The organism is Pseudomonas sp. 28 E 9 (assembly GCF_900004785.1).
Classification (GTDB): Bacteria; Pseudomonadota; Gammaproteobacteria; order Pseudomonadales; family Pseudomonadaceae; genus Aquipseudomonas; species Aquipseudomonas orientalis_A.
In genome coordinates this window covers 55,178-68,644 of record NZ_CVTK01000043.1, presented here as the reverse complement: position 1 = coordinate 68,644, position 13,467 = coordinate 55,178, and the positions used below count along the sequence as shown (strand labels likewise).

Sequence of the window (13,467 nt, the reverse complement as noted above, 5' to 3'; positions counted from 1 at the left end):
GTGCGGCTAACCCGGCGTCCTGCCGGGTTACCCACGGATTCAAGCCTGCGTTCGGCCAGCGTGGTTTAACGGGGCGCCTGAGATCAAAAGCAGAATCAAGATCAAGAGCGGCTCGCTGCGCATCGTGGTTACGGTTGGGCGCTGCTGAGTTGTGTATACCTGCGCCTGCACATGACTGACCCATCGCCATCGGAAGTCTTCTCGCATTTTTTTCCCGCCTGTATGCGACTTACGTCGCTGAATTCCTCCTCCACATGCTTAGCCTGCTATCATTTGTAACCATTAATTGCCGCTCCCAGCAAAAAAAGCCAAGTCGCTCCCCAGAAGCGGCGGCCAACCCCGTGACCACATGATGAGGTGCACCCATGTCTGATCAAGATCAAGACAACCCCCGGCGTGATTTTTTGCGCAAATCCTTGACCTTGATCCCGGTGGTCACGGTTGCCAGTACCGGCTTTGGCGGTTCGATGCTGATGGCCACGCCCGAGCCTGCCCAGGCCGCGCCGGTCCAGCCGGCTCCCGGTGACAAGGCGTATGAACCGACTTATTTCACCGCCGAGGAATGGGCGTTTATCAACGCTGCCGTCGAGCGTTTGATTCCCGCTGATGCCCAGGGCCCAGGCGCTCTGGAAGCCGGCGCGCCGGAATACATCGACCGTCAGATGAGTACCCCGTACGCCAGTGGCGCGCTGTGGTTCATGCAAGGCCCCTTCAATGCCGACGCCGCGCCGGAGATGGGCTGGCAGAGCAAATTGGTGCCCAGGGAGATCTATCGCCTGGGTATCGCCGCGACGGATGCCTGGTCGAAGGCGTTCAACGGTAAAGTTTTTGCTGCGCAAGACAGCGCTACCCGAGACGATATGTTGCGCCGCCTTGAGGCCGGTGGCAGTGAAGTGAGCGCTCACTTCGCGGCAGTGCCAGCAAAGATGTTCTTCAATCTGTTGCTGCAGAACACCAAGGAAGGCTTCTTCTGCGACCCCATCCACGGCGGCAACAAAGGCATGGTCGGCTGGACCATGATCGGCTTCCCCGGCGCCCGCGCCGATTTCATGGACTGGGTGGAGCGCAACGAGCAATACCCCTTCCCGGCTGTTTCCATTCGCGGCGAGAGGGCATGAGCGTGGCGACCATCATGAAGAAAGTGGACGCAGTGATCGTGGGCTTTGGCTGGACCGGCGCGATCATGGCCAAGGAGCTGACCGAGGCCGGCCTCAACGTGGTAGCGCTGGAGCGCGGCCCGATGCAGGACACCTACCCGGACGGCAACTATCCTCAGGTCATCGACGAACTGACCTACAGCGTGCGTAAAAAGCTCTTCCAGGACATTTCCAAAGAAACCGTGACCATTCGCCATAGTGTGAATGACGTCGCCCTGCCCAACCGTCAGCTCGGCGCCTTCTTGCCGGGTAACGGTGTCGGCGGCGCAGGCCTGCACTGGTCGGGCGTGCATTTTCGCGTCGACCCCATCGAGTTGCGCATGCGCAGCCACTACGAAGAACGCTATGGGAAGCACTTCATTCCCAAGGACATGACCATCCAGGACTTCGGGGTCAGCTACGAAGAGTTGGAGCCATTTTTCGACTACGCGGAAAAAGTCTTTGGCACCTCCGGCCAGGCCTGGACCGTCAAGGGTCAGTTGGTCGGTGAAGGTCGCGGCGGCAACCCCTATGCACCGGATCGCTCCAACCCGTTCCCGCTGGAGGCGCAGAAAAACACGGTCTCTGCGCAGCTGTTTCAGAAAGCGGCTGCTGATGTGGGTTACAAACCCTACAACCTGCCGTCGGCCAATACCTCCGGGCCCTATACCAACCCTTACGGCGCGCAGATGGGGCCGTGCAACTTCTGCGGTTTTTGCAGTGGCTACGTGTGCTACATGTACTCCAAGGCGTCGCCGAACGTGAACATCCTGCCGGCGTTGCGCCAGGTGCCGAATTTCGAGTTGCGGCCCAACTCCCATGTGCTCAAGGTCAACCTCGACAGCACCGGGAAGAAAGCCACCGGTGTGAGCTATGTCGACGGCCAGGGTCGGGAGTGCGAACAACCGGCGGACCTGGTGATCCTCGGCGCGTTCCAGTTCCACAACGTGCGCCTGATGCTGCTGTCGGGCATCGGCAAGCCTTACGACCCGATTACCAATGAAGGCGTGGTCGGCAGGAACTTTGCCTACCAGAACATGGGCACCATCAAGGCGTTCTTCGACAAGGACACCCACACCAACAACTTCATCGGCGCGGGCGGCAATGGCGTGGCCATCGATGACTTCAACGCCGACAACTTCGACCACGGCCCCCACGGCTTCGTGGGCGGCTCGCCGATGTGGGTCAACCAGGCGGGCAGCCGGCCGATTGCCGGCACTTCCAACCCGCCGGGCACGCCGGCCTGGGGCAGTGCGTGGAAGCGTGCCACCGCCGATTACTACACCCACCAGGTGTCGATGGATTCCCACGGTGCGCATCAGTCCTACCGCAGCAATTACCTGGATCTGGACCCGGTTTACCGCGATGCCTACGGCCTGCCGCTGTTGCGAATGACCTTCGACTGGCAGGAAAACGACATCAAGATGAACCGCTTCATGATGGAAAAAATGGGCAAGGTCGCCCAGGCCATGAATCCCAAGGCAATCGCCGTTCTTGGCAAAAAAGTCGGCGAGCATTTCAATACCGCGTCGTACCAGACCACGCACCTCAACGGCGGCGCGATCATGGGCACCGACCCGAAAACCAGCGCGTTGAACCGCTACCTGCAGAGCTGGGATGTACACAACGTGTTTGTCCCGGGAGCGTCCGCTTTCCCACAAGGCTTGGGCTACAACCCTACCGGTCTGGTGGCAGCTTTGACCTATTGGTCGGCTCGGGCAATCCGCGAGCAGTACCTGAAAAACCCCGGCCCGCTGGTTCAGGCATAAGGAGCGATGACCATGAAAGCACTCGTTATCGCCTCTCTGGCGCTGCTGAGCAGTTGCTCGGTCAGTGCGGCTGAAACCGACCTGATCAAGCAAGGTGAATACCTGGCCCGCGCCGGTGATTGTGTGGCTTGCCACACCGCCAAGGGCGGCAAGCCATTCGCCGGCGGCCTGCCGATGGAAACCCCCATTGGCGTGATTTACTCCACCAACATCACACCGGACAAGACCGGCCTGGGTGACTACAGCTTCGAAGACTTCGACAAGGCCGTGCGCCATGGCGTCGCCAAGAGCGGTAGTACGCTTTACCCGGCAATGCCCTACCCGTCTTACGCACGTGTCAGCGACAGCGATATGCAGGCGTTGTATGCCTACTTCATGAAAGGCGTCGAGCCGGTCGCCCAGCAGAACCGCGACAGTGATATTCCCTGGCCGTTGAGCATGCGCTGGCCCCTGGCAGCATGGCGCTGGATGTTCGCGCCATCGGTCGAGGAGCATCAGGCACACACCACCGCCGACCCGGTGGTCAGCCGTGGCGCCTACCTGGTCGAAGGCCTCGGCCATTGCGGTGCATGCCATACACCCCGCGCCCTGACCATGCAGGAAAAAGCCCTGAGCGCCGCCGACGGCAGCGCATTCCTGTCCGGCAGCGCGCCGCTGGAAGGCTGGATTGCGAAAAGCCTGCGCGGCGACCACAAGGACGGCCTCGGCAGTTGGAGCGAAGAGCAACTGGTGCAATTTCTCAAGACCGGTCGCAGCGATCGCAGCGCTGTGTTCGGCGGCATGAGTGATGTGGTGGTCCACAGCATGCAATACATGTCCCAGGACGACCTGACCGCTATCGCCCGTTACCTCAAGAGCCTGCCGGCGGTGGACCCCAAGGACCAGCCGCACCAGTACGACCAACAAGTGGCCCAGGCGCTGTGGAAAGGGGATGACAGCAAGCCGGGCGCTTCGGTGTATATCGACAACTGCGCGGCCTGCCACCGTACCGATGGGCATGGCTATACCCGGGTGTTCCCGGCGCTCGCGGGCAACCCGGTGCTGCAGACGGCGGATGCCACGTCGTTGATCAACATCGTGTTGAACGGCGGCACCTTGCCCGCCACCCACGCCGCGCCGTCGACCTTCACCATGCCGGCCTTCGCCTGGCGCTTGTCGGACCAGGAAGTGGCGGATGTAGTCAGTTTCATTCGCGGCAGCTGGGGCAACCAAGGCGCACCGGTGAATGCCAGCGACGTAGCCGATCTGCGCAAGAGCGATATGCGCACCACCTCGGGTGACGATCTGGGGCAGGTCACGCAAAAGCACTGACTGCCAAACGGCACTGGTCAGATAGCGCGCGCCTCGATACTGTATATAAAAACAGTATCGAGGCGTTTTCATGACCACTGCACTGCCACCCCGTGGCCGGGGCACGGCCACCAACCTGCATAACCGTTTCGCGCCCACCGTCAGCGTGGCCGAGGACGACGGCTGGTTCCAGGAAGTGCCGCCCACCCAGGGCACCGAAGTGCGCATCGAAACGGCCAAGACCATCATCACCCGCAATAACTCGCCGGACTTGCCGTTTGATCGCTCCATCAACCCTTATCGCGGCTGCGAGCACGGCTGTATCTACTGCTATGCACGGCCCAGCCATGCGTACTGGGACATGTCGCCGGGGCTGGATTTCGAAACCCGGTTGATCGCCAAGAGCAATGCCGCCGACGTGCTGGAGCAGCAACTCTCGAAGCCGGGGTATGTGTGCGCACCGATCAACCTGGGCTCCAACACCGACCCGTACCAACCTATCGAGCGTGAATACAGGATCACCCGGCAAACCCTCGAAGTGCTGCTGCGCTATCGGCACCCGGTGACCATCATCACAAAGGGTTCATTGATCCTGCGCGACCTGGACCTGCTCGCCGAACTGGCCCGCCAACGGCTTGTGGCGGTGATGATCAGCCTCACCAGCCTCGACGATGAGCTCAAGCGCATCCTGGAGCCGCGTGCGGCGGCACCCAAGGCGCGGTTGCGGGCGATACGGGTGATGCGGGAGGCGGGTATTCCGGTCGGCGTGCTGTGCTCGCCGATGATTCCGATGATCAACGACAGCGAGTTGGAAAGCCTGCTCACCGAGGCCCATGCCGCCGGTGCGCAAAGTGCCGCGTACATGATGCTGCGCCTGCCGCTCGAGGTGGCACCGCTGTTCGAGGAATGGCTGGCGGCGCATTACCCGCAGCGCGCGGCGCATGTGATGAGCCTGGTGCGTCAGGTGCGTGGTGGCGAGGTGTATGACAGCCGCTTTGGTGTGCGCATGCGCGGTGAGGGCCCGTTTGCCGATCTGCTGGCCCAGCGTTTCAGCAAGGCGATCAAGCGTCTGGGATTGAATCGCCGTGAAGGCTTCAATCTTGATTGCACGGCGTTTTGCCCACCGGGCAGGCAAATGGCATTGTTGTAGACTGAAGCAGGCAAGTGCGAAATTGCTGTAGGAATAGTCGCGTTTTGATATCACTGAAACCCCCGATCTAGAGCGGTTCATTCAGTTTGAGTTAAGTTTCGCTGGGTACCTTGTTCGACGAGTGACTGACGAGTCGGCGCCCTGGTCGGTGGAGTTTCCCAACTATTTCACCGCCCGAGCGTCGAACTGACTTGAACACTTCCCCTGCATTGATCAAGAGGTTGAATCATGAGTGATAAGGATAAACAGCCGTTGGCTGCGTCGGCTTCAGCCCCTCAAGTGGCGGAAACCGCCGATGCAGCGCTGCAGCATATCGTCGACGGTTTTTTGCATTTTCATCACGACGTCTTCCCCCAGCAGGAAGAACTCTTCAAGAAACTCGCCACGGCCCAGAGCCCGCGCGCGATGTTCATTACCTGCGCCGACTCGCGCATCGTGCCCGAGCTGATTACCCAAAGTTCGCCCGGCGACCTGTTCGTGACCCGCAACGTGGGTAACGTGGTTCCTCCCTACGGCCAGATGAACGGCGGTGTTTCCACGGCCATCGAGTACGCGGTACTCGCCCTTGGCGTACAGCACATCATCGTGTGCGGGCATTCCGATTGCGGCGCCATGCGCGCGGTGCTCAATCCCGACAGCCTCGAGAAGATGCCGACGGTCAAGGCCTGGTTGCGGCATGCCGAGGTCGCCAAGACGATGGTCCACGACAACTGCGACTGCGCCAATGAAGGCGAGAGCATGAAGGTACTGACCGAAGAAAACGTCATCGCCCAGTTGCAGCACTTGCGCACCCACCCTTCCGTGGCTTCGCGCATGGCCAATGGCCAATTGTTTATTCACGGCTGGATCTACAACATCGAAACCAGCGAGATCCGCGCCTACGATGCGGATCAGTCGGCGTTCCGACCGTTGGGCGGCGAAGGCCCGATTCCATCCGCGACGCCTAAAGCGCGCTTCTAACACCCTTCCCTGCCGGGTAATGCGGTGGCTGCCATGGATGCAGCCAGGCTTTACCGCGCCCGGCGAATGCCTCGGGAGAGTCATCATGCGTGCTGCTCAATTGAAAGCTGTTTTGCCGCGGGAGCTGCTCGCCTCCGTGGTGGTGTTTCTGGTCGCCCTGCCCTTGTGCATGGGGATCGCAATCGCGTCCGGCATGCCGCCGGCCAAGGGCTTGATCACCGGTATCATCGGTGGTCTGGTGGTGGGTTGGTTGGCGGGCTCTCCGCTGCAAGTCAGTGGCCCGGCAGCGGGCTTGGCGGTGTTGGTGTTCGAGTTGGTGCGCCAGCACGGCATGCTGATGCTCGGGCCTATCCTGCTGCTGGCGGGTTTCCTGCAATTGGTGGCCGGGCGTCTGCGCCTGGGCTGCTGGTTCCGCGTGACGGCGCCGGCGGTGGTATACGGCATGCTGGCGGGGATCGGCGTGTTGATCGTGCTGTCGCAGATCCATGTGATGCTCGACGGAGCGCCCAAACCGTCGGGGCTGGATAACCTGGCGGGCTTTCCGGCCGCCTTGGTCGAAGCGATTCCCACCCTCGGCGGCGGGCTCGGCTGGCAGGCGGGCTTGCTTGGTGTGTCGACCATGCTGGTGATGTACCTGTGGGATAAATTCCGGCCGCAGAAGTTACGCTTTGTGCCAGGTGCCCTTCTGGGCGTAGGCCTGGCGACGGTGACCAGCCTGGTGCTGGCCCTGCAGGTCAAGCGTGTGGAGGTACCGGAGAACCTGTCCGATGCCATCGATTGGCTGCGCCCCAGCGACCTGCTCAACCTGGCTGACCCGCAACTGCTGATCGCCGCATTCGCCGTCGCGTTTATCGCCAGTGCCGAGACGCTGCTGTCCGCCGCTGCGGTCGACCGCATGCACAGCGGGCAGCGCTCGGATTTCGATAAGGAATTGTCCGCCCAGGGCGTGGGCAACATGCTGTGCGGATTGGTCGGTGCCTTGCCGATGACCGGTGTGATTGTGCGCAGTTCGGCCAACGTCCAGGCGGGCGCCACCACGCGGTTGTCGGCGATGTTCCATGGCCTGTGGTTGCTGGGCTTCGTGTTGTTGCTGTCGAGCGTGCTGCAAAGCATCCCCGTGGCGAGTCTGGCCGGCGTGCTGGTGTATACCGGGATCAAGCTGGTGGACGTGAAGGCGTTCAAGGCATTGGGGCGTTATGGCCGCATGCCGATGTTCACCTATGCCGCCACGGCGCTGGCGATCATCTTCACCGACCTGCTGACGGGTGTGCTGGTGGGCTTCGGTCTGACGCTGGTCAAGCTGGCCTTCAAGGCATCACGGTTGAAAATCAGTCTGATCGATTTGCCTCAGGACGGTGAAATGGAGTTGCGCCTGACCGGAGCGGCGACGTTCCTCAAAGTACCGGCGTTGACGCAGGTGCTGTCGACCGTGCCGACCGGAACCACCGTGCATGTGCCGCTCAATAACCTGAGTTATATCGACCATTCCTGCCTGGAGTTGCTGGAGGAATGGGGACGGGCCAATGCGGCCAAGGGCTCCAGGCTGGTGATCGAAGCGCGTGGCTTGAAGCGTCGGTTGGAAGGTCGGGTAAGGACAACGGTGGGGATTGGCTCGGCGCCGTCTACTACCTGATACCTGACGAAACCGGATAAAAAATGTGGGAGGGGGCTTGCCCCCGATAGCGGTGGACCAGTCGAAATCTCTTTGGCTGACACACTGCTATCGGGGGCAAGCCCCCTCCCACATTTGATCGTCGTAGCCGAAGATTACAGCGCCAGTTCAACGCCCAGCTGGCGCGACAGGCATGGCCAGCGCTTCCACGCGGCTTCTGTGTTCGGGCTTTTGAGCGTTTCGCGATAAGCCTCGACCGACTCCAGCGCAAAGCTCTCCTCGTTAAGCATCTCATCCACCGCCAGGTGCACCGCTTCGTCCAACTGGTTGGCGAAACCTTCACCGATCAATTGATGGGCAATCAGGTTGGCGACGGTGGTATCCGCCGGGATCAGCGGCTGGCCGAAATGCTTGATGTACAGATCGTTGACCTCCTCCACCAGACGATGGGCCAGGTAGGCCTCGTCCAGCAGGCCGTCCAGGCCTTCGTGGCCGGCCAGAATCGCCGGTGGCTGCAGGAAGAAATGCTCGGCGATCTTCAGCACGGGCTTTATCTGGCTTTCGATCCCGGCTTCGCGTGCCACGTCATTGGCAGCGTCGAGCAACTCGGGGACAAGGTCGATGTAGGCGGTGACAAAGCGGGTCATGACAATGTTGCGATCACCGTCAGCCAGGGAAATGGCCGAATGCAGGTGCGGCAATTGTTTTTCCAGTTGCCTGGCAAGCTGGCCCGTCGTGGCTTCGTGTTGATGGGCAAGGGAAATCTGCTCGCGCAATGCGGCGGTGTTCATGAAGGCTCCAGTCATGCAGGTGTAGGAAAAGGGAGAGGATAAGGTAGCTCGTTTATACGAGCGCCTAAGACGCATTTGTCATAATTATTTCATGGTTATACGTAGACGTTATATCGAAATACCAACCTTGATTGGATAAACGATTCTGTGCCCCATTTCATTGGGCCCCGTCCGGCTGTTTTCACTCATTTGCCCCTACACATTGCGGGGTCGCTACGGCTGTCTATACTCGGATTTGAACGCAATTAGCTGATGACGCCCGACTGCATGACGCAGGCAAGGCTTGGCGGTTGTAAGCAGTCTGGAAGCCGCTCCCTTGGCCGCAGGTGCAAACCGGCGGGATAACAAGAAACATAAAGGGGAACCCGCAATGACGCGACATCCACACGTTTGGATGGGCTTACTGTTGTGGTCGGTATTCGACCAGGCCCACGCGGCCTGGACAACGAATATGGCGCCAGGGGCCACTGAAGTCAGTCACGCTGTGTTTGACCTGCACATGACCATTTTCTGGATTTGTGTGGTGATCGGCATCGTTGTGTTTGGCGCGATGTTTTGGTCGATGATCCTGCACCGTCGATCCACGGGCCAGGTAGCAGCCAAGTTCCATGAAAGCACCACCGTGGAGATTCTATGGACCGTGGTGCCATTGCTGATCCTGGTGGCCATGGCCATTCCAGCGACCAAGACCCTGATCAACATCTACGACAGCAGTGAGTCGGATATCGATATCCAGGTCACCGGTTACCAGTGGAAGTGGCATTACAAATACCTGGGCCAGGACGTCGAGTTCTTCAGCAACCTGGCCACGCCCGCCGAACAGATCCATAACCAGGCCACCAAGGGCGAACATTACCTGTTGGAAGTCGACCAGCCGCTGGTGTTGCCGGTGGGCGCCAAGGTGCGCTTTCTGGTGACCGCCGCCGACGTGATCCACTCCTGGTGGGTGCCGGCCTTTGCCGTCAAGCGTGACGCCATCCCCGGCTTCGTCAACGAGGCCTGGACCCGTGTCGAGAAGCCCGGCATCTATCGCGGCCAGTGCGCTGAACTGTGCGGCAAGGACCATGGCTTCATGCCCATTGTGGTCGAAGTCAAATCCAAGGCTGACTACGACACCTGGCTCGGTGAGCGCAAACAAGAGGCGGCCAAGCTCAAGGAACTGACCTCCAAGGAGTGGACGCTGGAAGAGTTGGTCGCGCGCGGCGACAAGGTCTACCACACCACCTGTGTGGCCTGTCACCAGGCCGAAGGCCAGGGCCTGCCGCCGATGTTCCCGGCGCTCAAGGGCTCGAAAATCGCCACCGGCCCGGCCGCCGATCACCTGAACATTGTCTATCACGGCAAGCCCGGCACCGCGATGGCGGCCTTCGGCAAGCAACTTTCGGAAGTCGATATCGCCGCTGTCGTGACCTACGAGCGCAATGCCTGGGGCAATAACAAAGGCGACATGGTCACGCCCAAAGACGTGCTGGCTCTGAAACAGGCGCAAAGCAAATGACTACCTTCATTGCACATGCACTGAATCGCCCCGCTTACTCGCTTGCAGGAGAACGGCCATGAGCACTGTGATCGATGACCATGGTCACGCCGACCACGCCCACGGCCCCGCCAAAGGGTTGATGCGCTGGGTGCTGACCACTAATCACAAGGACATCGGCACGATGTACCTGTGGTTCGCCTTCACCATGTTCCTGCTGGGCGGTTCGTTCGCCATGGTGATTCGCGCCGAACTGTTCCAGCCCGGCCTGCAGATCGTGGAGCCGGCGTTCTTCAACCAGATGACCACCATGCATGGCTTGATCATGGTGTTTGGCGCCGTGATGCCGGCCTTTGTCGGCCTGGCCAACTGGATGATCCCGCTGATGATCGGCGCGCCGGACATGGCCCTGCCGCGCATGAACAACTTCAGCTTCTGGCTGCTGCCGGCGGCGTTCCTGCTGCTGGTGTCGACCCTGTTCAGCCCCGGCGGCGGGCCGAACTTCGGCTGGACTTTCTACGCCCCGCTCTCCACCACCTATGCGCCGGAAAGCGTGACGTTCTTCATCTTCGCCATTCACCTGATGGGCATCAGTTCGATCATGGGCGCGATCAACGTGGTCGCAACCATCCTCAACTTGCGCGCACCGGGCATGACCCTGATGAAAATGCCGCTGTTCGTGTGGACCTGGCTGATCACCGCGTTCCTGCTGATTGCGGTGATGCCGGTGCTGGCCGGTTGCGTGACCATGATGCTGATGGATATCCACTTCGGCACCAGCTTTTTCAGTGCCTCGGGTGGTGGTGATCCGGTGCTGTTCCAGCATGTGTTCTGGTTCTTCGGCCACCCCGAGGTGTACATCATGATCCTGCCGGCCTTTGGCGCCGTCAGCTCGATCATCCCGACGTTCTCGCGCAAGCCGTTGTTTGGCTACACCTCGATGGTCTACGCCACGGCCAGCATTGCCTTCCTGTCGTTCATCGTGTGGGCGCACCACATGTTCGTGGTCGGCATTCCGTTGGTGGGCGAGCTGTTCTTCATGTACGCCACCCTGCTGATTGCGGTGCCTACCGGGGTCAAGGTGTTCAACTGGGTCAGCACCATGTGGCAGGGCTCATTGACCTTCGAGACGCCGATGCTGTTTGCGGTGGCCTTCGTGATCCTGTTCACCATCGGCGGTTTTTCCGGGCTGATGCTGGCGATTGCGCCGGCGGACTTCCAGTACCACGACACCTACTTTGTGGTGGCGCATTTCCATTACGTACTGGTACCCGGCGCGATCTTCGGCATCTTCGCGTCGGCGTACTACTGGCTGCCGAAATGGACCGGCCACATGTATGACGAAACCCTCGGCAAGCTGCACTTCTGGCTGTCCTTCGTGGGCATGAACATGGCGTTCTTCCCGATGCACTTCGTGGGCCTGGCCGGGATGCCGCGCCGGGTGCCGGACTACAACCTGCAGTTCGCCGACTTCAACATGGTGTCCTCGATTGGCGCCTTCATGTTCGGCGCCACGCAGATTTTCTTCCTGTTCATCGTGATCAAGTGCATCCGCGGCGGCCCGCCCGCACCGGCGAAACCGTGGGATGGCGCCGAAGGCCTGGAATGGAGCGTGCCCTCGCCCGCGCCGTACCACACCTTCACCACGCCGCCGGAGGTCAAATGAGTACGCTCGTGATCCCCTGTGGGAGGGGGCTTGCCCCCGATCGCTATCTCACAGCCAATGATAGTGTCGACTGGTACACCGCCATCGGGGGCAAGCCCCCTCCCACATTGATTGTGTTCGCTTTGGGTGGGTGTCATGGCTGACTCCGTGCCGCTCAAACGCCTGGTCACACGCCTGCTGATCCTGGTGCTGGCCATGTTCGCCTTCGGCTTTGCCCTGGTGCCGATTTACGACGTGATGTGCAAGGCGTTCGGCATCAACGGCAAGACTGGCGGGCAATACGAAGGCGAGCAGGTCGTCGACCCGTCGCGTCAGGTGCGGGTGCAGTTTTTGTCCACCAACGCCATCGATATGGTCTGGGATTTCCATGCCAAGGCCGACGAAGTCGTGGTCAATCCGGGCGCGGTGACCGAGATGCTGTTTGTGGCCTACAACCCCACCGACAAACCGATGACCGCCCAGGCAGTGCCCAGCATTTCCCCGGCCGAAGCGGCGATGTACTTCCACAAGACCGAGTGCTTTTGCTTCACCCAGCAAGTGCTGCAGCCGGGCGAGCGTATCGAGATGCCGGTGCGCTTCATCGTCGATCGCGCCATGCCCAGGGATGTGAAGCATTTGACCCTGGCGTACACGCTGTTCGATATCACCGCGCGTCAGCCGCCCGGGGCGGCCCGCAGCGGCGGCTAGCTACTGTTTGCCCGCTCAATCAGGAGAGCGAATACATGTCGACTCATGATACGTACTACGTACCGGCGCAAAGCAAATGGCCGATAATTGCCACGATTGGCCTGTTGGTGACCGTGTATGGACTGGCCGTGTGGTTCAACGACCTCAAGGCGCTGCGCCCGGAATCCCACGGCCCGTGGATCTTTTTCGTTGGCGGCCTGTTGCTGGCGTACATGCTGTTCGGCTGGTTCGGCGCAGTGATCAAGGAGAGCCGCGCCGGTTTGTACAGTGCGCAAATGGACCGTTCGTTTCGCTGGGGCATGAGCTGGTTCATCTTTTCCGAAGTGATGTTCTTCATCGCGTTCTTCGGTGCGCTGTTTTACGTGCGCACCTGGTCGGGGCCATGGTTGGCGGGCGAGGGGCCCAAGGGCATCGCGCATATGTTGTGGCCCAATTTCGAGTTCGCCTGGCCTTTGCTGAACAACCCGGACCCCAAGCTGTACCCGGCGCCCAAAGGCACCATCAGCCCGTGGGGCCTGCCGCTGGTCAACACCATCCTGCTGGTCAGCTCCAGCGTGACCATCACCATTGCCCACCATGCCCTGCGCAAAGGGCATCGCGGCGCGCTGAAGCTCTGGCTGGCGCTGACCGTACTGCTGGGCCTGGCCTTTCTCGGGTTCCAGGCCGAGGAGTACATCCACGCCTATAAAGAGCTGGGCCTGACGCTGGGTTCGGGCGTGTACGGCGCGACTTTCTTCATGCTCACCGGGTTTCACGGCGCCCACGTGACCATCGGCACGATCATTCTGTTTGTGATGCTGATGCGCATCCTGAAGGGGCATTTCAATGCCGAGCACCAGTTCGGTTTCGAGGCGGCCAGTTGGTATTGGCACTTCGTGGATGTGGTGTGGATTGGGCTGTTTTTCTTTGTGTATGTGCTGTGAGCCGTT

11 protein-coding genes are annotated in these 13,467 nt (G+C 60.7%); 10 read left to right on the top strand and 1 reads right to left on the bottom strand.

What is annotated here, in order from left to right:
• Window positions 1-365: 365 nt before the first annotated feature.
• The 6 genes from BFQ00_RS11610 to BFQ00_RS11585 all read left to right on the top strand — a co-directional run bounded on the left by BFQ00_RS11610 (window position 366) and on the right by BFQ00_RS11585 (window position 7,938).
• Entirely contained in the window at window positions 366-1,118 is a 753-nt protein-coding gene (locus BFQ00_RS11610; protein WP_065933605.1) for a gluconate 2-dehydrogenase subunit 3 family protein, read from the top strand.
• Window positions 1,119-1,120: 2 nt separating this feature from the next.
• A complete protein-coding gene (locus BFQ00_RS11605; protein WP_065895305.1) occupies window positions 1,121-2,905 on the top strand; it encodes a GMC family oxidoreductase in 1,785 nt (594 codons plus the stop codon).
• A 12-nt stretch (window positions 2,906-2,917) separates the two neighbouring features.
• On the top strand, window positions 2,918-4,216 hold the full coding sequence (locus BFQ00_RS11600) for a cytochrome c (protein ID WP_065933604.1): 1,299 nt from the start codon (window positions 2,918-2,920) through the stop codon (window positions 4,214-4,216).
• Window positions 4,217-4,286: 70 nt separating this feature from the next.
• Entirely contained in the window at window positions 4,287-5,345 is a 1,059-nt protein-coding gene (locus BFQ00_RS11595) for a PA0069 family radical SAM protein (protein WP_065933603.1), read from the top strand.
• A 228-nt stretch (window positions 5,346-5,573) separates the two neighbouring features.
• A complete protein-coding gene (locus BFQ00_RS11590; RefSeq protein ID WP_065895266.1) occupies window positions 5,574-6,305 on the top strand; it encodes a carbonic anhydrase in 732 nt (243 codons plus the stop codon).
• 85 nt (window positions 6,306-6,390) lie between these two features.
• The gene (locus BFQ00_RS11585; RefSeq protein WP_065933602.1) at window positions 6,391-7,938 is read left to right on the top strand and encodes a SulP family inorganic anion transporter; all 1,548 of its coding nucleotides are present in this window, start codon (window positions 6,391-6,393) and stop codon (window positions 7,936-7,938) included.
• Between the two features lie 134 nt (window positions 7,939-8,072).
• Here the strand turns inward: BFQ00_RS11585 and BFQ00_RS11580 are convergent, their stop codons facing one another.
• Window positions 8,073-8,708, bottom strand: coding sequence for a hypothetical protein (locus tag BFQ00_RS11580; protein WP_065886759.1), 636 nt, complete (start codon window positions 8,706-8,708; stop codon window positions 8,073-8,075).
• Window positions 8,709-9,078: 370 nt separating this feature from the next.
• Between BFQ00_RS11580 and coxB the strand changes: the two genes are divergently transcribed.
• The 4 genes from coxB to BFQ00_RS11560 all read left to right on the top strand — a co-directional run bounded on the left by coxB (window position 9,079) and on the right by BFQ00_RS11560 (window position 13,461).
• A complete protein-coding gene (gene coxB / locus BFQ00_RS11575) occupies window positions 9,079-10,206 on the top strand; it encodes a cytochrome c oxidase subunit II (RefSeq protein WP_065933601.1) in 1,128 nt (375 codons plus the stop codon).
• Window positions 10,207-10,264: 58 nt separating this feature from the next.
• On the top strand, window positions 10,265-11,851 hold the full coding sequence (gene ctaD, locus BFQ00_RS11570; RefSeq protein WP_065933600.1) for a cytochrome c oxidase subunit I: 1,587 nt from the start codon (window positions 10,265-10,267) through the stop codon (window positions 11,849-11,851).
• 135 nt (window positions 11,852-11,986) lie between these two features.
• The gene (locus BFQ00_RS11565; protein ID WP_065933599.1) at window positions 11,987-12,538 is read left to right on the top strand and encodes a cytochrome c oxidase assembly protein; all 552 of its coding nucleotides are present in this window, start codon (window positions 11,987-11,989) and stop codon (window positions 12,536-12,538) included.
• 35 nt (window positions 12,539-12,573) lie between these two features.
• A complete protein-coding gene (locus BFQ00_RS11560; RefSeq protein ID WP_065886763.1) occupies window positions 12,574-13,461 on the top strand; it encodes a cytochrome c oxidase subunit 3 in 888 nt (295 codons plus the stop codon).
• The last annotated feature ends 6 nt before the right edge of the window (window positions 13,462-13,467 follow it).